Consider the following 21,490-nt stretch of genomic DNA (forward strand, 5'->3'; position numbering starts at 1 on the left):
TTTACCTTTTTCCAATTTCTATTACTTCTAGATCCTTTATGTCATTTCCATCAATTACAAAACGAAGCATTGTTCTCATTTGGTGAAAACCGTGCTTTCCGCAGGCACCGGGATTCATATGTAGCACACCCAATTTTTTGTCCATCATTACTTTTAGGATATGTGAATGTCCGCAAATGAACAGTTTAGGTGGGTTTGCTTTAATAACATCGCGGGTTCTAATATTGTATTTGGGTGGGTATCCGCCAATGTGGGTCATATAAACTTCAACACCTTCACAGAAAAAACGACTATCTAATGGAAATTCTTTTTGAATAACATGGTCGTCTATGTTTCCGTAAACCGCTCTTAGGGGTTTAATTTTTTTTAAGGTATCGGTTACTTCCAAAGTGCCTATATCACCTGCATGCCATATTTCATCCGCTTGACGGGCATATTTTAAAATCGTATCATCCATATGCGAATGGGTGTCGGATAGCAATAGAATCTTGGTCATAAACGGATTTGAAATTAAATGATGGGTTGTGGCTTGGCTACTATTTTATAGTGCCTTGTTTCGTTTGTTCAAAGAAAAGTATCTTTGCTGCTCACAAAATTAAAGGTTTCGGTTGAGATATTTCGTTGAATTTTCATACTTGGGCAAGGATTACCATGGTTGGCAAAACCAGCCCAACGCAATTTCTGTACAGGAAGTTCTGGAAAAGGCATTTTCTACTTTGTTACGGACTCCTCTGGCTTTGACCGGTGCGGGAAGGACAGATGCGGGTGTGCATGCCAAACAAATGTTCGCTCATTTTGAGGTTGACGAGATTCAAAACTTGGAGCAATTGGTTTATAGGTTGAATTCGCTTTTGCCCGAAGCTATTGCCGTTCATGATATTTTTGCTGTTCATGAAGATGCCCACGCCCGTTTCGATGCCCAAGAGCGTACCTATGAATATTGGGTGCTACAAAATAAAAATCCGTTTTATATTGATTTTGCCCATTACGTAAAACACCCCTTGGATATAGGAGCTATGAACGATGCTGCTCAATTCCTTTTACAATTCAGTGATTTTGAATGTTTTTCCAAGACACATACAGACGTAAAGACCTATTTGTGCGATGTTAAAAAGGCGGTTTGGGAAATAAAAGACGATAAATTGGTGTTTACTATAACTGCAGATCGCTTTTTAAGAAATATGGTACGTGCCGTGGTTGGTACGTTACTGGATGTAGGCACGGGAAAAATAAAACCGGCCCATGTTAAATCAATCATAAATAGCAAGAACAGGGGCAATGCCGGCCCATCGGTACCGGCAAAAGGGCTATATTTGACCTCTGTTTTATACCCCAAAAAGATTACTGAAAAACATGGATAAAGATTCGGGAAAAGCATTTGACATGAGGCTGTTCAAACGGCTGTTAGCGCATACACGTCCGTATCGAGTTACTTTTTACGGGGTAGCCCTTGCGGCTATTCTGTTATCCGGATTTGCCGTGATGACCCCAATAATTGTTCAGAGAATTATTGATGATGCCATTAAATTGGGAGACGAAGACAAGCTCTTGTTTCTTACTATGGCCATGGCAGGTGTTCTTTTGGGGCAGGTTATTTGTCAGCTTTTGTTTAATTACTACGCCAACTGGTTAGGGGAATCTGTTATAAAGGATATCCGTATCAACCTATTTAAGCATATGCTGGGTTTCAGAATGAAATATTTTGATAATTCCTCATTGGGCGTGCTGGTAACACGGGCCGTTGCGGATATGCAGCGGATCGGTGAAATTTTTAGCCAAGGCTTTTTTGTGATTGTTGCGGATTTATTGAAAATGTTCGTGGCTGCCGTGGTAATGTTGATAATGAACTGGCGGCTGGCCCTTATTGTTTTTGCCATTTTGCCGTTAATTCTTTATGCAACACGTTTGTTCCAAAAGGCAATGAAAGTGGCGTTTGCAGAAGTTAGGGCCCAAGTGTCCAATCTCAATTCTTTTGTGCAGGAACGAATAACGGGCATGAAAATCGTGCAGTTGTTCACGCGTGAAAAAATTGAAAGCGAGAAATTCAGGGTCATTAATGAGAAACACCAAAACGCTTGGTTAAAAACGGTTTGGTACAACTCCATCTTTTTCCCGATCGCAGAAATCGTTTCGTCAATTGCTGTGGGTTTAATTGTTTGGTACGGCGGACTCCAAAATGTATCCGACCTTTCTAAGGAAGAGCTGGGTACGTTATTTGCATTTATACTATTGATCGATATGCTTTTTAGGCCCTTGCGCCAAATTGCGGATAAGTTCAATACGTTGCAAATGGGTATGGTAGCGGCTAACCGGGTCTTTAAAATTTTAGATACCCAAAGTAATATACAGGATGTGGGTACTGTGGTCAAAGAGAATGTAAAAGGAGATATAACCTTTAAGAACGTACGTTTTGGATATTTGGAAGATGAGGAAGTCTTGCATGGTATTTCATTTGAAGTAAAAGCAGGGGAGACGGTAGCAATTGTAGGAGCCACAGGTGCCGGAAAATCCACAATAATTAATTTATTGAATCGCTTCTATGAGATTAATTCAGGCTCTATTTTAGTTGATGGAGTGGATATTAAAGATTTTAGTTTGGCATCTCTTAGGTCTCAAATAGCAGTTGTTCTTCAAGATGTGTTCCTTTTTGCGGATACTATAGAGAACAATATATCCTTAAAGGACTCAAATGTTACTTTAGAGCTTATTGAAGAAGCTGCCAAACAGATTGGGGTAGATGAATTTATTACCAGTCTTCCGGATGGCTATAAGTATAATGTAAAGGAAAGGGGAACAATGCTTTCCAGTGGGCAACGCCAACTTATTGCATTTTTACGGGCCTATGTAAGTAACCCCAGTATTTTGGTTTTGGATGAGGCAACGTCTTCCGTAGACACCTATTCTGAACAACTTATACAGAGGGCTACGGAGAAAATAACAGAAGGCAGAACCTCTATAATAATTGCGCATCGTTTAGCTACGATTAAAAAAGCCGATACTATTATTGTAATGGATGCCGGTAAAATTGTTGAAACGGGAACCCACAAGCAGCTGTTGAAAAAAGGAGGATATTACAGTAACCTTTACGAGGCACAGTTTCTTTCGGAAGAAGTAGCTTAGTCTATTAAGTCTTCTTTTATTATTGCAGTCAGCTCGTCCATGCTGCCAAAATCAACAAATCTTCCGTTTTTTATATAAGATATATTTCCGGTCTCTTCACTTACAACAAGTGCCAAGGCATCTGTTTTTTCAGTAACCCCAACGGCGGCCCTATGTCTAAGTCCGTAGCGCAATGGAATATTACGTTCATTGGAAACCGGTAAAATTGCACGTGTAGCTACAATGTGGTTGTTTTCTATTATTGCGGCGCCATCATGTAGCGTGCTGTTCTTGTAAAAGATACTCTCAAGAATTGGTTTGTTCACTTCAATGAACATTTTATCGCCTGAGGATTTAATGAAATCCAAAGAGTTGTTTCGCTCCAGTACGATCAAAGCACCGGTTTTGGTAGAGCTCATTTTTTTGCAGGCAGCAACAATGGCGTCTACATCCATACTCACGGTTACGCCATCTTGCCTTAAAAATTTAAAATGCTTTATAAAGTTTCGCTTATTGGCAAAATTGGTAGAACCGATCATTAATAGGAACTTCCTTATCTCTTGCTGAAAAACTATGATTAGGGCAATAAGTCCCACTTGCATAAAGGCACCAACCAGACTGCTGATCATTTCCATGCCCAAGAGTTCGGTCAATTTCCAGAATCCCCAGACAATTACAATTCCAATAAAGATATTAATGGCAACAGAACCCCGTACCAACTTGTAAACATAGTACAAGAGTATGGCTACTAGAATAATGTCTAGTATATCAGTAATCTTAAATTCTAGAAAATTCAGAAAGTCCAATCCGGAGGTGTTTTTGTAAAATTAGTGAAATCCATACACTTTTAACAAGGCATTAATTCTTCTGCAAGTTTAACACATTCATACGCTTCTTTAACGTCATGAACCCTTAAAATATTGGCGCCGTTCATAATTGCGGCCATATTAAGGGCAGTGGTTCCGTTTAAAGCATTTTTTGCATCGGTTTTAAGTACTTTGTAAATCATGGATTTTCGGCTTAGGCCTATAAGCAATGGATGCTCAAGATTTTTGAAAAGCCCAAGTTTTTGTAAAACTTCATAATTCTGCTCCAAGGTTTTTGCAAACCCAAACCCAGGGTCTATAACAATGTCTACAATTCCCAAGGCCTTAGCGGCATTGATTCGTTCGGAGAAATAGGAAATTATATCAACTAGAAGGTCATTGTACGTGGTTTGCTGTTGCATGGTTTGGGGTGTACCTTTCATGTGCATTATTATGTAGGGCACACGATGTTTAGCTACGGTCGGGAGCATTTGGTCGTCTAGCTTTCCGGCGGAAATATCATTTATCATGGCAGCTCCGGCATCAAGGCAGGCAGCGGCCACTTTACTTCTAAAGGTGTCAATGGACAGAATAATATCCGGGAAGTGCTTCAGTAACAGTTCTGTTAGGGGAAGCATACGTTTTATTTCCTCTTCTTCCGTAACATGTTCGGCACCCGGTCTGGAACTGTAACCGCCCACATCTATAAAGGTGGCACCATCATTCAGCATTTTCTCGGTCTGCTTTAAAATGGAGTTGTTGTCCCTGTATTTTCCGCCATCGTAAAACGAGTCTGGAGTACAGTTTAATATGCCCATCACTTTTGGGGTGGATAATTGGATGAGGCGGCCTTTGCAATTTAGTGTCATATATGATAAAGTTGAAGCGGTATTCCCTTGATTAACCAAGTTTAAAACACGAACTTTGAAAAATTCAGAATTTTGAGTGAAATTTACGCAAATTAGAAAGGATAGCCATGCAGAAGACTTCCGAACAATATGATGAGGTGATCAAAACCTGTAGAGACCTCTTTGAAAAGAAAATGAAGGATTACGGTAGTGCTTGGCGTATACTAAGACTTCCTTCGTTAACCGACCAGATTTTTATTAAGGCCCAGCGCATTAGGGGTCTTCAGGAAAACGAAGTTCATAAGGTGGATGAGGGCGAACGTTCTGAATTTATTGGGATTATCAACTATTCCATAATGGCGCTTGTTCAGTTGGAGAAAGGCGTGGCCGATCAACCAGACCTATCCGTAGAAGAGGCAGTGGCACTTTTTGACAAGCATGCTTTGGTTACTAAAGCCCTAATGGAAAATAAGAACCATGACTACGGAGAGGCATGGCGAGACATGAGGGTAAGTTCCTTAACAGATCTTATTCTACAGAAACTTTTACGTGTAAAACAGATTGAGGATAATAAGGGTAAGACCTTAGTGAGCGAAGGTATAGATGCCAATTATCAGGATATGGTCAACTACGCAATTTTTGCAATGATTCATCTAGGTGTAAACTCTAAATCATAATATGAAATATCTTGTTGGCATTAGCCGAGTAATCGTAGGTATACTTTTTATTATCAGTGGTTTTATAAAATTGAACGATCCGGTTGGTTTTTCGTTCAAGCTAGAAGAATATTTTAGTCCGGGAGTTCTTGACCTTGCATTTTTTGAACCTCATGCACTTGCCATTTCTATTTTTGTCGTGATTTTTGAAGTGCTTTTGGGTGTGATGCTCTTAGTGGGTTTTAGGGTAAAATTTACCGTTTGGAGTCTGCTGCTCATGATTATAGGGTTTACATTTCTAACCTTTTACTCCGCTTATTTCAATAAGGTTACGGATTGCGGTTGTTTTGGAGATGCAATTAAACTAACGCCTTGGGAATCGTTTACGAAAGACATTATTCTTCTTGTGTTCATCATAATCCTTTTTAAGGGTAAGCAATATATAACACCAATAATTGGTGCCAATGCTAAAAGAATTGTTACGCTTGCCTATTTGGTTTTGTGTATTGGGTATTGTGTCTATGTGTTAAACCATCTACCAGTTATAGACTTTAGACCCTATAAGATTGGGGCGAATATTAACGAAGGAATGATTGTTCCGGATGATGCACCCAAGCCTATTTATGATTATGCTTGGCGGTTTAAGGTGAATGGAGAGGATAAAATTATAGTAACCCAAGGAGATTATCCGCAGGTAGATGGAGAATTCATTGATGTTGAAACTACAGAAGTCCAAAAGGGATACGAGCCTCCTATTCATGATTTTACCATAGAGCAGGAAGGTGTGAACCTTGCGGATACCTTGCTGCAAGAACCCAAGTTGGTTATGATTATAGCTTATGACCTTAGAAAAACCAATAAGGATGTATATTCTGAGGTGAAAAAAGTTACGGACAAGGCTATAAAGAAAGGGTATAAGGTCATAGGTATGTCCGCCTCAAATAATGAGTTGACAGGCGCATTAAGAAAAGAATATAAATTGAATTTCGAATTCTATTTCACGGATGAAACCGCATTAAAAACAATAGTACGTTCCAACCCAGGGGCTTTGGTCTTGGAGAAAGGAACAATCAAACAAAAAGTACATTATAACGATTTGGATGAGTTGGTTTTTGAATAATTTCAGAAGTCGATGAAAATGAATCAACCCCATACAATAACACTAAACACTTAAAAAATGAGAAGCAAAATTGTTGCAGGAAACTGGAAAATGAATAAAAACTTGGCTGAAACTGAAGCATTGTTGACCGAATTAGGGGCTAAGTTACCGGATACGCAGGCCGAGGTTATGGTTGCGCCAACTTATGTAAACTTGGCATCTGCCGTAAGAACTTTAGAATCTTCGGCTATAGAGGTTATTGCCCAGAATATGCACTTTGCGGAAAGTGGTGCGTATACCGGAGAAATATCTGCAGACATGTTGTTGAGTATTGGTATTGATACCGCGATAATTGGACACTCGGAAAGAAGGGCTTACTTTGGAGAGACCGATGAAATATTGGCAAAAAAAGTAAAGGCTGCCTTGGCTAAGAACATTCGTGTTATGTTCTGTTTTGGAGAGGAGCTTGAAGATAGAAAATCCGATAACCACTTTAAAGTTGTTGAAAGTCAGTTGAAAAATGCACTTTTCTCTTTGGACGCATCGGATTGGAGTAAAATAGTTTTGGCCTATGAGCCGGTTTGGGCTATTGGAACAGGTGAAACGGCTTCACCGGAACAAGCACAGGAAATGCATGCCTTTATCCGCAAGGCCATTACGGAAGCTTATGATGCTTCTATAGCTAATAATGTTTCTATCCTTTATGGAGGTAGTGTAAAACCAGCTAATGCAGAAGAGATTTTTGGCAAGCCAGATGTAGACGGTGGTCTTATTGGTGGTGCGTCATTGGTGGCAGATGATTTTGTAGCCATTATAAAAGCAATCTAAATTTAGATCGGAACGTTACTTTAATAGCCCTTTCCCAGTGTGTGGAAAGGGTTGTTTATTTAACAAAGAAATGACCATATACTAAATAGCAAAGCCAAGGGAGTTTTGTAAGTTAACGAACGAAAAGCCGACTAAACATCGGTCAAAAAGTACTAGGATGTCCAACACTATATATATTGAGTATAATTTCTCCGTAACCCCAATGCAGCCTGGTTCGGATATTTTAATTGCCGAGTTAGGCGAGGTTGGTTTTGAGAGTTTTGTGGAAAATGAAGATGGAGTGTTGGCCTATATTCAGAAAGACGACTGGAACGAGAGTATTCTTGAAACGGTTGAAATTCTGGATAATGAGCTGTTTACCGTAAACTTTGCTGTAAAAGAGATTGAACAGGAAAACTGGAATGCCACTTGGGAAGAGAATTTTGAGGCAATTCAAGTAGCGGACCAATGTGTTGTTCGTGCTCCGTTTCATGAAAAGCCCAATGTGCAGTATGATATTGTTATTGAACCTAAAATGAGCTTTGGTACCGGACATCATGAAACCACTCATATGATGCTTCAGTTTATTTTGGAAAATGATTTTGAAGGAAAGGACGTTTTGGATATGGGTAGTGGTACCGGAGTTTTGGCCATATTGGCGGCAATGAAAAATGCCGGTCATGTAGATGCTATCGATATTGATAATTGGTGCTATTTGAACGCCAAGGAAAACGTAGAACGTAATAATTGCGGACATATTTCCGTTTTTGAAGGTGATTCTTCGCTTTTAGGTAAACAGAAATATGATATCATTCTAGCGAATATCAATAGAAATATTTTGCTGGCGGATATACCGGTGTACGCTGAAAATTTAAGGGAAAACGGAATCCTATTCTTAAGCGGTTTCTATGAAGAAGATATTCCCTTAATTTCGGAACAGTGCCTGAAGTCAGGGTTAAAGTTTGAAAAAAATCTGCAAAAAAATAATTGGGTTGCAGTAAAATACGTATTTTAGAAGGGTATACTATTTTAAATTGATTGTATGAGTTTCAAAGAAAAAGTATCGGAAGAGCTACTATTAGAAGAAGAAGTAGTAAAACAAAATGAAATTGTTGTTTTTAATGATGATGTAAATACTTTTGACCATGTTATAGAAACTTTGGTTGATGTATGTGATCATACACCTGTGCAAGCGGAGCAATGCTCCCTTATTGTACATTATAATGGTAAGTGTACCGTAAAGACAGGTGAGTACAAAGATTTAGAACCTAGATGTAGCAAGTTGCTACAGGCGGGTCTAAGTGCGGAAATCGTCTAGGATTTCTATAGGTTTTAGTGTGGAAGTTTGTTTCTAAGCAGGCCATAGGTAAATGTGCCAAGCGTGGCGGCCGCTATAACAATGAGCATACTAAAGAACCCAGCTCCTAAGAGTATATACATAGGGCCCGGGCATGCACCCGCTAGCGCCCATCCTAATCCAAATATGGTACCGCCCATTATATAACGGGTAAAACTTTTATCTTTAGGGGGAAGATTTATTTCTTTCCCCTCTATACTTTTTACACGGAATTTTTTAATTGCCCACACGGAAATAGCTCCTAGTACCACGGCCGAGCCGATGATTCCATACATATGAAATGATTGAAACTTGAACATTTCAAATATTCGGTACCAAGAAACAGCTTCTGATTTAACCAATACAATGCCAAAAAATATACCAACAAATAAGAATTTTAGAAACTTCATGCTTTAAAAAATTAGGGGTAATAGAAAGTGTGTCATAATAAGTCCTCCTGCAAAAAAGCCAATAACGGCAATTAAAGAAGGTAGTTGAAGGTTACTTAAGCCGGTAATGGCATGCCCGGAAGTACAGCCACCGGCATAACGGGTGCCAAAACCAACTAGAAAGCCGCCAATGATTAAAACAGCCAAACCTTTTAAGGTCAATACATGGTTCCAATCATAGATTTCGGCCGGTAGCAAGGAAGTGCCGGCATTTTCAAAACCCAGTTCTTTTAGGTCTAATACGGTTTGTGGGTTAAGTTCTATAGCAGAACCATCCGATAGAAAGTTAACGGCAATAAAACCACCTATAATAGCACCAAGAACTACGGTAAGATTCCACTTTTGGGCCTTCCAATCAAACTTAAAGAAGTCGGAATATTTGCCAGCACCACCAATACTACAAAAGGTCCTTAGGTTGGAAGACATACCAAAAGTCTTTCCAAAATAGATAAGGAAAACCATTACTAAGGTGATTAACGGGCCCGAAACGTACCATGGCCAGGGTTGAAGTATGCTATCCATATTAAAAATTTGTACAAATGTAAAGCTAAAGCGTTTAGGGCAATGTAATAGATGTTACATTGACAAGTTGTTTGTACTTTTACTTGGCTAAATCGGATTTTCTAATTTTCTTTTGTAGCCCATATTTACTGCATATATCTTTTATTAAATCTATATACCAATCTGCGGATAGAGGACTTATGACTATTTCTGATATTAAATCATTTAGATTTACGGTTAAATTTTTTCCGTATTTAATTTTTTCTTTGTTCCAGTCATAGGAAAATCCATGTCCGTATTTGACAACATGAATTAGTCTAATTTCATTTTCGTATTTATAAGCTTCATGTTTATGTGTTATAGGGTGCATTCTATTACCATGAGGCATACTGTCTGTATCATAATTTATATAGTTAACTTCACTCAAGCTTAAATTTTCTGGGGTGTGTTCAAAGGCATTTTCGATTTTGTTTATATTCGATTTAATCATTATACCTTTATTGAAATCTGAATAGATTTTCCACAATGCCGAAGATTCAGAATCATATTTATTCCAACAACAAACACAACTTACAGATTTAAATTTTCTATCAGCGTCAATGCTTATTTTTACTTTTTCATCTAGTTCTTCTTCTGATAATTTAGGTAAATTAACACTCAATGAACGCTGTTTCTTAAAATTTCGCTTTCTACGTTCTATATTAAATTTTGATGTAGTTCCTTCAAAATGGTCTTCTAGTTTATCCAGACGACAAAAAAATAAAGAGTTTAAAGAAAGTAGAGATATGAATTTGGTAAGATCTAAGTATTTAGCAATAGTATAATTGGTTTTTGGGTAATATTCCAGGCCGGAATCTACTACCGATTTGATTATAGGCATTGCTGTGAATTATTTAAGGGTTAGTAGACTATCGTCTTTGCTTAAAAGTGTTATTGTTTACTTAATAATTGGTCCAGTTTAGATTCTATTCTATCCAGTTGATCAGGAATATCCAATATTCTCTTGATTTTAAAGATGTCAGTATCAGTCTGAATGGGGATATTTAATTTATTTGCCTGAGATATGATACTGTTGTCATCAAGTAATACAGGAAGTTCACCTTCTTTTAGATAATCATTGTTAATATTTGGGAATGCCTTTACTATCTTTTCAATCATACTTTGGCTAAGTTTAGCCTTTTTTTCAGGGTCTAATACATGATATACAGAAGCATGGCTTTTGTATCCAAGTTTTTTGTAGAAAGCATTAGCGGATAAATTTAGTGCGTCTAAAACTGTTTGAAGTTTTTCCGAGTCAGATTTTTTGTTCATAATATAAGTTTCTAAATGATTGTTTGCACAACAAAATTATCATATTATTGTGTAAACACAAATAAAATACAATACAACTTGTGTTAATGATGTTTTGATATGACTTAGATTAAAGTCGGGAAGGTTTCGGACGAATGGACGGTTTTAAAAGTAAAAAACCCCTAGAAACGGGTGTTTCTAGGGGTTTAGAAGTGATCCTGACAAGATTCGAACTTGTAACCTTCTGATTCGTAGTCAGATGCGCTATCCAGTTGCGCCACAGGACCAATAAAATAACTTTGATTAGGTTTCTTCTTAGTAGAAGAAAAAAGAAACTGAATATTGCCAGCTTTTTACCTAACGGGGTGCAAATATATTTCTTTTTACATTTACGGCAAAATATAAGTTACTTATTAAATGAATTTAAAAACCTTTATTAGGGATATTGACAACTTTCCGCAAGAAGGAGTTGTCTTTAAAGACATAACTCCCTTGCTGGCAAATGCCCGGGCCATGCAATATACATTGGATAAACTCTTAGAGTTAGTAGGTGATGTTGCTATAGATAAAGTGGTAGGAATGGAAAGTCGTGGTTTTTTCTTTGCACCGCTATTGGCTCAAAAGCTTAATGCCGGGTTTGTTCCTGTGCGAAAGCCTAACAAACTTCCAGCTGCAAAAACCAGTCAGACATATGATTTGGAGTATGGTACGGATACACTGGAGATTCACAGTGATGCAATTCTACCTGGAGAAAAAATATTGGTACATGATGATGTATTGGCCACTGGCGGGACGGCAAAAGCCACCTGTAATTTAATTGAGCGTTTGGGCGGTGAAATAGTCCAATGTAATTTTTTAATTGAACTGGATTTTTTAAATGGAAGACAAAAACTAGGTGATATTCCTGCTCAGGCACTTTTGCATTACTAGTCCAATGCCCGGGTTGTAACAAAATAACGCCAACCAATTAAAGCCAACTGAAATTTTGAAGCCTTGGAAAGGTCTAGTCTTCTTTTGGTAAAAGAGGGGAGTAGTACTTGGTTTGCTTTGGCAAGAAATTTAAAAAACGCTTTTTTCATCTGTTAGTTTATCTCATCTACTAACTTATTGAAAATAAAGTAAAAGACCGCCATATGGCGGTCTTTTATTATATAGGCCTATATGATTTAACTTACGCTACTATCGTGATCAGCGATACTAGAATTAATAATAGAAGTTTAGCAAGTGTAATCATAATTAGGGGTTTTTAGGGTTAATAGATAGCTGGTAATAATCGATTATCCAATCAAGATAATTAAAAGAAATGCCCATTTCCTAATGAATTGATACGAATTATTCAATTTGAATGCGGTTTTATAAGCGTATAAATGAATTAAGTTTATAATTTAAAAATTTATTCTTCAGTAATGTTTTAAATTGAAATTTAAATAAGCTTAAAATGTTCTAGAGTGTAATGTGTGAAGGGGTGTTTTTAGAGCTGTTTTATTTTTTAAGCATAGTTTTGGTTAAGAATTGATGTTTTTTGGGTAAAACCATTTTTGGGCAGTAAGTTGTTTTACGGTAAATGATGCTTGGCTGGCCCGGAAAGAAAGCTATCAATAAGTTAAAATGTTCATATATCTTTGTTACATAATGCCCTGAAACCAGTACATGCAAAATCTTCTTTTTATTGTTCTAGGCCTAGCACTTTTAATTTCCGGCGGTAACTGGCTTTTAAAATCGGCTGTGGCACTTTCATTACGATTGAATATTCCAAAAATTGTTATAGGTATGACGGTGGTGTCCTTTGCTACCTCCGCTCCTGAGCTTATTGTTAGTATTAAAGCTGCTCTTGATGGTTTCCCGGATTTGGCATTGGGCAATGTAGTAGGGTCCAATATAGCCAACTTAGGACTGGTATTGGCGGTAACCGTACTTATGGGAAGTATAGATGTGCGTAAGACATTTTACACAACAGATTGGCCTGTTATGATGGTTGCGTCATTGCTTTTTTTCGGGTTTATATTTTTTGATGGAGAATTACAGCAGTATGAGGGAATAATTATGGTTGTAGGTTTATTTCTGTTCTTGGTGTATTTACTCCGTTTTCAAAAGCAGGCCGTTGAGGATGAAGCGCCCGAAGATGACGAACCTTTGCCTCTATATAAATTGGTACTGTTTTTAGGACTAGGGGGTACAGCACTTTGGGGAGGCTCTGAACTGCTTATTAGCGGGGCTGTAGGTTTGGCTACACTATACGGTGTTAGTGAGCGTGTAATTGCAGTAACGGTTGTTTCTGTTGGTACAAGTATACCGGAATTGGCCGCATCTGTAATCGCAGTTATTAAAAAAGAAAAAGCAATCTCCTTAGGTAACCTTCTTGGGTCCAATATTTTTAATCTTCTAGCGGTATTGGGAATCACTTCTATAATCACCCCTATTAAAGTGGTAGATGAAGGGTTGTTGAGTAATGATATTTTTTGGATGCTGGGTATTTCTTTTCTTATCCTTCCTTTGGTGTTCATTCCTAAAGGTTTGCGTTTGGGATGGCGAGACGGGTTGGTCTTGTTAGCTTGCTATATCACCTTTGTTTATATTACGGTTCGATAGGTTTTGTTCGATTTAACTCGTGTTCCTATGAAAAATCTTGTTCTCTTCGTAACTTATTTGTTGCCTCTTTTAAGTATGTGTCAGAATGTATCGTACGAAACGAATGTAACCATCAAATTGAATCAAAGTCTTGATGATGAACTTAATGTTCGTGTTTATCCTCCGGATGTCTTCAGTAAATTTGAATTTGTAGTGCCACAAATCATTCCTGGTACTTATATGAAAGTGAATTATGTAAAATTTTATTCCAACTTTAGGGCATTTGATATATCCGGGGATGAAATGATGATTTCTAGAAAGGATAATGTTTTTTCGGTTCAAGGAAAACAAGCATTGGGGTATCTTGAGTATACGGTTCAACCATCGTTAGGTAATAGGAAATTCTGGGATAATATTTTGCCCTGCGGCGGAACCGTTATTACGGCTAAAAGTGCTTTGTTGAATTTTCAACTGGTAACCGGATATTTTGAAAATTTTGAAAATGCACCATTTAAGATAAAAGTAGTGCGGCCCAAAAGTTTTTACGGCGCTACATCAATGCAAAAAAGGATTTTGAATGATTCTACGGATATTTTATTTGCTACGGATTACAGGGCCCTAATTGATCAACCTGTTTTATATGCGGAACCAGATACTACATCATTTGTAACTAAAGGACATAAATTTAATATTGCTGTTCATTCAGAAAAGGGGAATAATTCTGCGTTGCAATTAAAGGCTGGCTTTCAGAATATAATGAAATCCATTTCTGAATATTCAGGTTTTACTTCAAAGAATGATTATACATTTATATTATACTTTGTTGATGAAGAGCGTTTAAGAGGATTTTTAAAATCGTTCGGTGTAGAGTCGGCATTGGAGCATGCGAACAGTTCTGTATATTACGATTTGGATTATCCGCCTAATAATAATTCTATTTCCAACTATGACCATATTGCTACACATGAGTATTTTCATACTATAACCCCCATAGGTTTTCATAGTAAGCTCATTGAAAATTTTAATTTTCGCGAGCCTAATATGTCACAACACGTTTGGTTGTATGAAGGTGCTACGGATTATTTTGCCTTTTTGGTAAATGCAAAATACTTGTCCAAAAAGCCTGAACAGGATTTGCAGTTTGCAATTAGTTACTCTTTAAAGCACACGCGGCAAAGCATGGTAGAAAGCGCAGAAGATATCATAAGGAAAAATAATGTGGTCAGTTGGTTCACCAAAATGCAAGAGCTCAGTAATTTTTATCAAAAAGGTAAATTAATTGCCATGGGGTTGGATATGGCAATCATGGAAAAATCCAATGGAAATAAAAGACTGATCAATATTTTAATGGAGCTTAAGAGAGAATATAAGAATACTGGTTTTTTAGAGAATGATTTAAAGGGTATTCTAATTGAGAATGGAGTTCCTGGGGTAGATGTTTTTTTTAGGAGATATATTGAAGGTGCCGAAATACCACCATATGAAGAATACCTTAGAAAGCTTGGATATGTTTATTACCCATCAAAATCCAAACTTCCAAGTTATGGGGCTTTTAATATTAAAAAGAATAAGGCTAATTCCGGATGTTATGTAAGTTGGGCAAAAAGGAATTCTCTAGGACTTAAAAAAGGAGATTCTGTTTTAGAAATAAATGATGTGCCTGCGTATCTTTTTTTATCAAATAAGGATAATGATGGGGTAATTTTAAATCCGCGGCTTTCAGATACCTTGTCAGTAACTTTTAAGCGTAAAGGGGTGGTTTTTAAAGTAAAATCCAGTCCTAAGCTAAAAAAAATACGAGGGCCCATTGTATTGGAGGCGAAGAATGTATCTCAAAGTCAAAGGTTATATAGAAATATGTTTTTCGGTTTAGGACCAGAAACTAACTAAGAAATCAGGATTTTTGATCGATATGATTAATTCAACTTTGAATTATTTTATAGGTAAATAGAGTTTACAATTTCCTAAAGATTTCTATGGCTAAACGTATAGATATGGTAACTTAAATTAACCCTTGGCTAATATGTGTTTTGTTGTTTTAGTGTCAACTTAAAAACCACTAAAATGAAAAAAATGAAATTTTTGTCAATGGCCGGATTATGCTTTTTATCCTTATTTACTTCTTGCGATAAGTTAGATGATTTTATCGGAGGAGGAGCTCAGGACAAGGAGCGTAAAGAGCCATTGGTAATAGCGCATAGGGGCGCACAGTCTATTTACCCTGAACATACCTTAAAGGCTTACGCAAAAGCTATTGAAATGGGGGCGGACTATATAGAGCCGGACTTGGTTATGACCAAGGATAGTGTTTTAATTGCAAGACACGAACCGTTTATCTCGGGTACCACCAATGTTGCGGATTTACCGGAGTTTGCTGATTTAAAAACTACCAAAAACCTAGACGGAAAGGAAATAACGGATTGGTTTGTGTCCGATTTTACTTTGGAGCAAATCAAAAAATTAAAGGCGAAGCAGGCGCGTTCCGATCGTTCTAATAGTTTTGATGGTATGTTCCAGATTCCAACTTTGGACGAAATCATCGCCTTGGCAAAATCAAGAAAAACTACAAAAGGAGAAAAAGTGGGGATATACCCAGAAATGAAGCATCCGTACTTTCACAATCAATTGGGGCTTGCTATAGAAGATGCTTTGTTGGAGAAGTTGTCCGAAGCAAAATTAAACTCTTACCATTCGCCTGTATTTGTACAGTGTTTTGAGGTGGCTCCTTTGCAGTACATCAACTCAAAGTCAGATGTAAAGTTGGTTCAGCTTATATCAACCTATAATGTAAATGCAGATGGTACGTTAGATTTTAATGTTCCTGAGGGCGATTTTATTTCGTATGCCGCTCCTTTTGATTTTTATGCCAATGGCGATGCTAGAACTTATGAGTATTTCTCTACGGAAGAAGGTATGCGTTTTGTTTCTGAATATGCAGATGGGATAGGACCATGGAAACCTTTTGTAATTTCCTTTTCGAGGGATGAGAGTGGGGCAATTACTGTTCTGCCAAAAACCGATTTTATTGATTTGGCCCATAAGTATGATTTAGATGTACACCCTTATACCTTTAGAAACGAAGATGAGAAGTGGAGCAACGGTAATGCTCAAGCTGAATACCACTTGTTCTTTGATGCCGGTGTAGATGGCGTTTTTACGGATTATACGGATGAGGCCGTAAATGCAGTGCGTACTTGGGAAGGACTTAAGGAGGATTAAATTCTCCTATTAAAATAACTAGATGTAAAAAAAACGTCCGAACCCATGGGGTTCGGACGTTTTACATTATGTCAACAACAAAAAAATTATATGCAATTATACATCTGCAGACTTAACTGTCTTGATGATTCTACCTGCAATTTTGTATGGATCACCGTTAGAAGCTGGTCTACGATCTTCTAACCAACCTTTCCAGCCTTGTTCAACTGTAATGATTGGAATACGTATAGAAGCACCTCTATCTGAAATACCATAACTAAAGTCGGTAATAGAAGCAGTTTCATGAAGACCGGTCAAACGTTGGTCGTTAAATTCACCGTAAACGGCAATATGTTCTTTTACTACTGGACGGAAAGCCTCACAAATTTTCTCGTAAGTTTCTTTATCGCCACAAGTTCTTAATGTAGTGTTAGAGAAGTTAGCGTGCATACCAGAACCGTTCCAATCCATGTCTTTTCCTAATGGTTTCGGGTGGTACTCAATATAGTAACCATGTTGCTCTGTTAATCTATCTAAAAGGTATCTAGCAACCCAGATTTCATCTCCGGCTTTCTTAGCGCCTTTAGCAAATAATTGAAATTCCCATTGTCCAGAAGCAACCTCTTGGTTAATTCCTTCAAAGTTCAATCCTGCATCAATACAAAGGTCAGCGTGCTCTTCTACGATATCTCTACCGTGAGTGTTTTTACCACCTACGGAACAGTAGTACATTCCCTGTGGAGCAGGGTAACCACCAATAGGGAAACCTAAAGGAAGTTGAGTGGCCGTATCCATAATAAAGTATTCTTGCTCAAACCCGAACCAGAAATCGTTATCATCATCATCAATAGTTGCTCTACCGTTAGATACATGTGGTGTTCCATCGGCATTTAAAACCTCGGTCATTACCAAGTATGCATCTCTACGTGCAGGATCTGGGTAAATGGCAACTGGCTTTAATAAACAATCTGAAGATCCACCTTCTGCTTGTCTTGTTGAACTTCCATCAAAAGACCACATTTCACAATCTTCTAATTTTCCTCCAAAATCGTTTACGACTTTGGTCTTGCTACGCATATTCTGTGTAGGGAAATATCCATCCAACCAGATGTACTCTAATTTAGTTTTGCTCATAATTACGGTAATTAATTTTAAATTTAAAGACAAACAAAAATATGTTTTTTGTTGAATTATACTAATTTTTAGGGGGGTAAATATCAAAAAATTGAGTATAATTTAGGATAGCCCTATTTTTGACAGGGTATTTTGTGGTAAGTTGATTATTTTAAGTTTTTATTATTAAATCGTTAATCCTTATTTTAGCCGTTCAAAATTTTGTGAAAGTATGTCTAGACAGCGATTTGATGCTATTGCCGAGAGCAGAAAGAGAGAGCGTATAAATGTTGATGAAAAGGGCCGTAGATCGGAGCTTTTTGCCAGCAACGTCTTCAATAGTGAACGAATGTTGCAATATCTTACCAAAGATGCATTGGCAAGTGTGCAGGGTGCTATTTTTTCAGGTTCAAAAATTGATAGAAAAATAGCGGACCAAGTAGCCGAGGCTATGAAATGTTGGGCTATTGAAATGGGGGCAACCCATTATACACATTGGTTTCAACCGCTTACCGGAGCTACAGCGGAGAAGCATGATGCTTTTTTTGATTTGATGCCTGATGGCAGGGCTTTGGAAAAGTTTGGTGGTGGACAATTGGTGCAGCAAGAACCAGATGCTTCCAGTTTTCCCAGTGGAGGAATAAGAAATACTTTTGAGGCGAGGGGGTATACGGCATGGGATCCAACTAGTCCCGCGTTTGTGTATGATACTACCCTATGTATACCCACGATTTTCGTTTCCTATACGGGAGAGGCTTTAGATAATAAGGCGCCTTTGTTACGTGCATTAAGTGCGGTTGATGAAGCGGCAACTGCAGTTGCCCGATACTTTGATAAAACCGTGGTTAAGGTAAACGCAACATTGGGATGGGAACAGGAATATTTCCTAATAGACAAAGAACTTGCTTTTTCTCGCGTAGATATAAATTTAACCGGTCGTACTTTGGTGGGTCATTCTGCGGCTAAAGGTCAGCAGTTAGATGATCATTATTTTGGTGTAATACCGCTACGGGCCATTAATTTTATGAAAGAATTAGAGGTGGAGTGTATGCGCCTCGGTATTCCGGTTAAAACAAGACATAACGAGGTGGCTCCCAATCAGTTTGAGTTGGCCCCGGTTTTTGAGGAAGCCAATTTAGCGGTGGATCACAACCTTCTTTTAATGGATGTGATGGATCGTATAGCCGATAAACATCATCTAAAGGTACTTTTTCACGAAAAGCCGTTTGCTGAGATTAATGGATCCGGTAAACATAATAATTGGTCATTGGCCACAGATACGGGAGTAAACCTTTTAAGTCCGGGTTCTACGCCCATGAAAAACCTTCAATTTTTGACCTTTTTTATAAACACGATAAAGGCGGTTGATACGTATGAGGAGTTGTTGAGGTCTTCCATTGCATCGGCTAGTAACGATCATAGGTTGGGGGCAAATGAAGCACCACCGGCAATTCTATCCATATTCGTAGGTAAGCAGTTAGGTAGTGTTCTAGATGAGTTGGAGGGAGTCTCCAAAGGTAAATTGTCACCGGAGGAAAAAACAGAACTTAAACTTAATGTTGTTGGGAAAATACCGGAAATATTACTGGATAATACGGATCGTAACCGTACATCGCCCTTTGCGTTCACCGGAAATAAATTTGAGATGCGAGGCGTTGGTTCAAAGACCAATTGCGCCAAGCCTATGACTATTCTGAACACCATAGTCGCTAAGCAACTACAGGACTTTAAAAAGGAGGTAGATGCATTGGTAGACAAAAAGAGCCTGAAGAAAGATGAGGCTGTTTTTAATGTTCTCCGTGAGTATATTAAAACCTCTAAGCGCATTCGTTTTGATGGCGATGGCTATAGCGATGAATGGGAAAAGGAAGCAAAACGAAGAAAATTAAGTAACAATAAAAATACGCCGCAAGCCTTACAGGTTCTGACCTCAAAGGAAAGTCTGGACCTTTTTGAGTCTATGGGCGTTATGAGTGAAAAAGAGGTTGCTGCTAGGCAGGAAGTAGAGCTAGAGGCCTATATATTACATATTCAGATAGAAGGTAGAGTTTTTAATGAATTGGTATACAATCATATAATTCCATCGGTTGTTGAGTATCAGAATATGTTGATTAAAAATGTTTTGGGCCTAAAGGAAATTTATGGTGCGGCACACCGTAAGTTAACAGACGGACAGTCCGGAATTATTGAGCAAATAGCGGAACATATTGCCGAGCTAAAAAAACAAACGGATGCTATGACCGATGCTCGAAGAAAAGCCAATAAATATACGGACACCCATAAAAAAGCTTTTGCATACAGTGATAATGTAAAACCTTATTTTGATGAGATAAGGATGCACTGCGATAAGCTGGAAAGGTTGGTAGATAACCGCTTTTGGCCATTAACCAAGTACAGGGAATTATTGTCTATTAAATAAAGCCATGGTATAGGTGTTCAGTGAAAATTCTTCTGTATTTAAGAACTTTTGGAAAGTTTTTTTTGTCAAGCAAGGATTATTCGGTGAATACCTTATTTTTGCCAAAAAGCCGTAATAATGAGTTCGTCTACTAGTGAAAGATATAGCCAAAGAGGGGTTTCGGCCTCAAAAGAAGATGTGCACAATGCCATAAAAAACATTGATAAGGGACTCTTTCCAAAGGCGTTCTGTAAAATTGTTCCGGATTATTTAACCAATGATGAAGACTATTGTTTGGTGATGCATGCAGATGGGGCAGGAACAAAATCTTCGTTGGCCTATATGTACTGGAAAGAGACCGGAGACTTATCCGTTTGGAAAGGTATAGCACAAGATGCCCTTATCATGAACATAGATGATCTTATCTGTGTGGGAGCAACAGATAATATTATGCTCTCCTCTACTATTGGGCGTAATAAAAACTTGATTCCGGGTGAAGTTATATCCGAAATCATAAACGGCACCGAAGAACTTATAAAAGATTTGGCATCCCATGGGTTGACCATTCGTTCTACGGGGGGAGAAACGGCAGATGTAGGTGATTTGGTTCGGACTATTATTGTAGATTCTACGGTTACGGCGCGTCTAAAGAAAGCAGATGTCATAGATAATGCCAATATAAAGGCAGGAGATGTTATTGTTGGTTTGGCCTCCTTTGGTCAAGCAACCTATGAAAAGGAGTACAACGGGGGTATGGGCAGTAACGGGTTGACTTCTGCGAGGCACGATGTTTTCTCTAAATATCTTGCTGAGAAATATCCAGAGAGTTTTGATGCTTCCGTACCAGATGATTTGGTGTATTCAGGGAGCACAAAATTAACGGATAAAGTTGATGAAAATGTACCATTGGATGCGGGTAAATTAGTATTGTCACCTACCCGAACGTATGCACCTATCGTAAAGAAAATTTTAAACAAATATTCTTCCCAGGATATTCATGGTATGGTACACTGTAGTGGTGGTGCGCAAACTAAAATTCTACACTTTGTAGATGAGCTTCATATTATAAAGGACAATCTTTTTCCTGTGCCACCTCTGTTTAAATTAATTCAAGAACAATCCGGTACGGACTGGAAAGAAATGTACCAGGTGTTCAACTGTGGTCATCGTCTTGAGATTTATACCAGTGAAGCCGTAGCCAAAGATCTTATTGCAATTTCCGAAAGCTTTGGTGTAGATGCTCAAATTGTAGGTAGGGTAGAGGCAAGTCCTTCTAAAAAACTGACCATAGAGAGTACTTATGGCAAGTTTGTCTATTAAAG

Annotated in this window: 22 protein-coding genes and 1 tRNA gene; 13 read left to right on the forward strand and 10 right to left on the reverse strand. The window is 38.0% G+C overall.

From position 1 onward, the window contains the following. Window position 1: 1 nt before the first annotated feature. A complete protein-coding gene (locus H9565_RS16805; protein WP_215441374.1) occupies window positions 2-496 on the reverse strand; it encodes a metallophosphoesterase family protein in 495 nt (164 codons plus the stop codon). 112 nt (window positions 497-608) lie between these two features. Between H9565_RS16805 and truA the strand changes: the two genes are divergently transcribed. Next, window positions 609-1,361 (forward strand): tRNA pseudouridine(38-40) synthase TruA, encoded by a 753-nt coding sequence (gene truA, locus H9565_RS16810; protein ID WP_215441376.1) that lies wholly within the window; start codon window positions 609-611, stop codon window positions 1,359-1,361. Then, window positions 1,354-3,120 carry an ABC transporter ATP-binding protein gene (locus tag H9565_RS16815; protein WP_215441377.1) on the forward strand — a complete coding sequence of 589 codons (1,767 nt, stop codon included), beginning with the start codon at window positions 1,354-1,356 and terminating at the stop codon, window positions 3,118-3,120. The genes truA and H9565_RS16815 overlap by 8 nt, the downstream gene beginning before the upstream one ends. Here H9565_RS16815 and H9565_RS16820 read toward each other — a convergent pair. Continuing rightward, entirely contained in the window at window positions 3,117-3,905 is a 789-nt protein-coding gene (locus tag H9565_RS16820; protein ID WP_215441378.1) for a diadenylate cyclase, read from the reverse strand. The two genes, H9565_RS16815 and H9565_RS16820, sit on opposite strands and share 4 nt — an antisense overlap. 41 nt (window positions 3,906-3,946) lie before the next feature. Next, window positions 3,947-4,774, reverse strand: a complete 828-nt coding sequence (folP, locus tag H9565_RS16825; RefSeq protein ID WP_215441379.1) for a dihydropteroate synthase — start codon at window positions 4,772-4,774, stop codon at window positions 3,947-3,949. A gap of 107 nt (window positions 4,775-4,881) precedes the next feature. On the opposite strand from folP, the gene H9565_RS16830 reads away from it, so the two are divergent. The 5 genes from H9565_RS16830 to H9565_RS16850 all read left to right on the forward strand — a co-directional run bounded on the left by H9565_RS16830 (window position 4,882) and on the right by H9565_RS16850 (window position 8,633). Continuing rightward, complete coding sequence (locus tag H9565_RS16830; protein ID WP_215441380.1) at window positions 4,882-5,430, forward strand: DUF1599 domain-containing protein; 549 nt, start codon at window positions 4,882-4,884, stop codon at window positions 5,428-5,430. 1 nt (window position 5,431) lies between these two features. Next, window positions 5,432-6,529, forward strand: coding sequence for a BT_3928 family protein (locus H9565_RS16835; RefSeq protein ID WP_215441381.1), 1,098 nt, complete (start codon window positions 5,432-5,434; stop codon window positions 6,527-6,529). 57 nt (window positions 6,530-6,586) lie between these two features. Beyond that, window positions 6,587-7,336: a triose-phosphate isomerase gene (gene tpiA / locus H9565_RS16840; RefSeq protein WP_215441382.1), complete on the forward strand. Its 750-nt coding sequence runs from the start codon at window positions 6,587-6,589 to the stop codon at window positions 7,334-7,336. Window positions 7,337-7,493: 157 nt separating this feature from the next. Next, complete coding sequence (gene prmA, locus H9565_RS16845) at window positions 7,494-8,330, forward strand: 50S ribosomal protein L11 methyltransferase (protein WP_215441383.1); 837 nt, start codon at window positions 7,494-7,496, stop codon at window positions 8,328-8,330. A gap of 27 nt (window positions 8,331-8,357) precedes the next feature. Next, complete coding sequence (locus tag H9565_RS16850; protein WP_215441384.1) at window positions 8,358-8,633, forward strand: ATP-dependent Clp protease adaptor ClpS; 276 nt, start codon at window positions 8,358-8,360, stop codon at window positions 8,631-8,633. 14 nt (window positions 8,634-8,647) lie between these two features. Here H9565_RS16850 and H9565_RS16855 read toward each other — a convergent pair whose 3' ends face one another. From H9565_RS16855 to H9565_RS16875, 5 genes are all read right to left on the reverse strand, one after another. Beyond that, on the reverse strand, window positions 8,648-9,061 hold the full coding sequence (locus H9565_RS16855) for a DUF6691 family protein (protein WP_215441385.1): 414 nt from the start codon (window positions 9,059-9,061) through the stop codon (window positions 8,648-8,650). 3 nt (window positions 9,062-9,064) lie between these two features. Next, complete coding sequence (locus tag H9565_RS16860; RefSeq protein WP_215441386.1) at window positions 9,065-9,622, reverse strand: YeeE/YedE family protein; 558 nt, start codon at window positions 9,620-9,622, stop codon at window positions 9,065-9,067. Window positions 9,623-9,701: 79 nt separating this feature from the next. Continuing rightward, entirely contained in the window at window positions 9,702-10,481 is a 780-nt protein-coding gene (locus H9565_RS16865; RefSeq protein WP_215441387.1) for a DUF2971 domain-containing protein, read from the reverse strand. 50 nt (window positions 10,482-10,531) lie between these two features. Continuing rightward, a complete protein-coding gene (locus H9565_RS16870) occupies window positions 10,532-10,912 on the reverse strand; it encodes a hypothetical protein (protein ID WP_215441389.1) in 381 nt (126 codons plus the stop codon). Between the two features lie 192 nt (window positions 10,913-11,104). Continuing rightward, window positions 11,105-11,178 (reverse strand) — tRNA-Arg (locus H9565_RS16875). 130 nt (window positions 11,179-11,308) lie between these two features. On the opposite strand from H9565_RS16875, the gene H9565_RS16880 reads away from it, so the two are divergent. After that, window positions 11,309-11,821 (forward strand): adenine phosphoribosyltransferase, encoded by a 513-nt coding sequence (locus H9565_RS16880; RefSeq protein ID WP_215441390.1) that lies wholly within the window; start codon window positions 11,309-11,311, stop codon window positions 11,819-11,821. On the opposite strand, the gene H9565_RS16885 is transcribed toward H9565_RS16880, so the two are convergent. Further along, window positions 11,818-11,970, reverse strand: a complete 153-nt coding sequence (locus H9565_RS16885) for an SsrA-binding protein (protein WP_215441391.1) — start codon at window positions 11,968-11,970, stop codon at window positions 11,818-11,820. The genes H9565_RS16880 and H9565_RS16885 overlap by 4 nt on opposite strands. Window positions 11,971-12,541: 571 nt before the next feature. Here H9565_RS16885 and H9565_RS16890 point away from each other — a divergent pair. The 3 genes from H9565_RS16890 (at window position 12,542) to H9565_RS16900 (ending at window position 16,678) form a co-directional block, all read left to right on the forward strand. After that, entirely contained in the window at window positions 12,542-13,480 is a 939-nt protein-coding gene (locus H9565_RS16890; RefSeq protein WP_215441392.1) for a calcium/sodium antiporter, read from the forward strand. A 27-nt stretch (window positions 13,481-13,507) separates the two neighbouring features. Continuing rightward, the gene (locus H9565_RS16895; protein ID WP_215441393.1) at window positions 13,508-15,349 is read left to right on the forward strand and encodes a M61 family metallopeptidase; all 1,842 of its coding nucleotides are present in this window, start codon (window positions 13,508-13,510) and stop codon (window positions 15,347-15,349) included. A 174-nt stretch (window positions 15,350-15,523) separates the two neighbouring features. Further along, window positions 15,524-16,678 (forward strand): glycerophosphodiester phosphodiesterase, encoded by a 1,155-nt coding sequence (locus H9565_RS16900; protein WP_215441394.1) that lies wholly within the window; start codon window positions 15,524-15,526, stop codon window positions 16,676-16,678. Between the two features lie 96 nt (window positions 16,679-16,774). Here H9565_RS16900 and H9565_RS16905 read toward each other — a convergent pair whose 3' ends face one another. Further along, window positions 16,775-17,791: a glutamine synthetase beta-grasp domain-containing protein gene (locus tag H9565_RS16905; RefSeq protein WP_215441395.1), complete on the reverse strand. Its 1,017-nt coding sequence runs from the start codon at window positions 17,789-17,791 to the stop codon at window positions 16,775-16,777. Window positions 17,792-18,002: 211 nt separating this feature from the next. On the opposite strand from H9565_RS16905, the gene H9565_RS16910 reads away from it, so the two are divergent. Together H9565_RS16910 and H9565_RS16915 are read left to right on the forward strand one after the other, a co-directional pair. Then, a complete protein-coding gene (locus H9565_RS16910) occupies window positions 18,003-20,189 on the forward strand; it encodes a glutamine synthetase III family protein (protein ID WP_215441396.1) in 2,187 nt (728 codons plus the stop codon). A gap of 117 nt (window positions 20,190-20,306) precedes the next feature. Continuing rightward, window positions 20,307-21,488, forward strand: coding sequence for an AIR synthase related protein (locus H9565_RS16915; protein ID WP_215441397.1), 1,182 nt, complete (start codon window positions 20,307-20,309; stop codon window positions 21,486-21,488). Window positions 21,489-21,490: the final 2 nt, after the last annotated feature.

This window comes from Zobellia russellii (assembly GCF_018728565.1).
Classification (GTDB): domain Bacteria; phylum Bacteroidota; class Bacteroidia; order Flavobacteriales; family Flavobacteriaceae; genus Zobellia; species Zobellia russellii.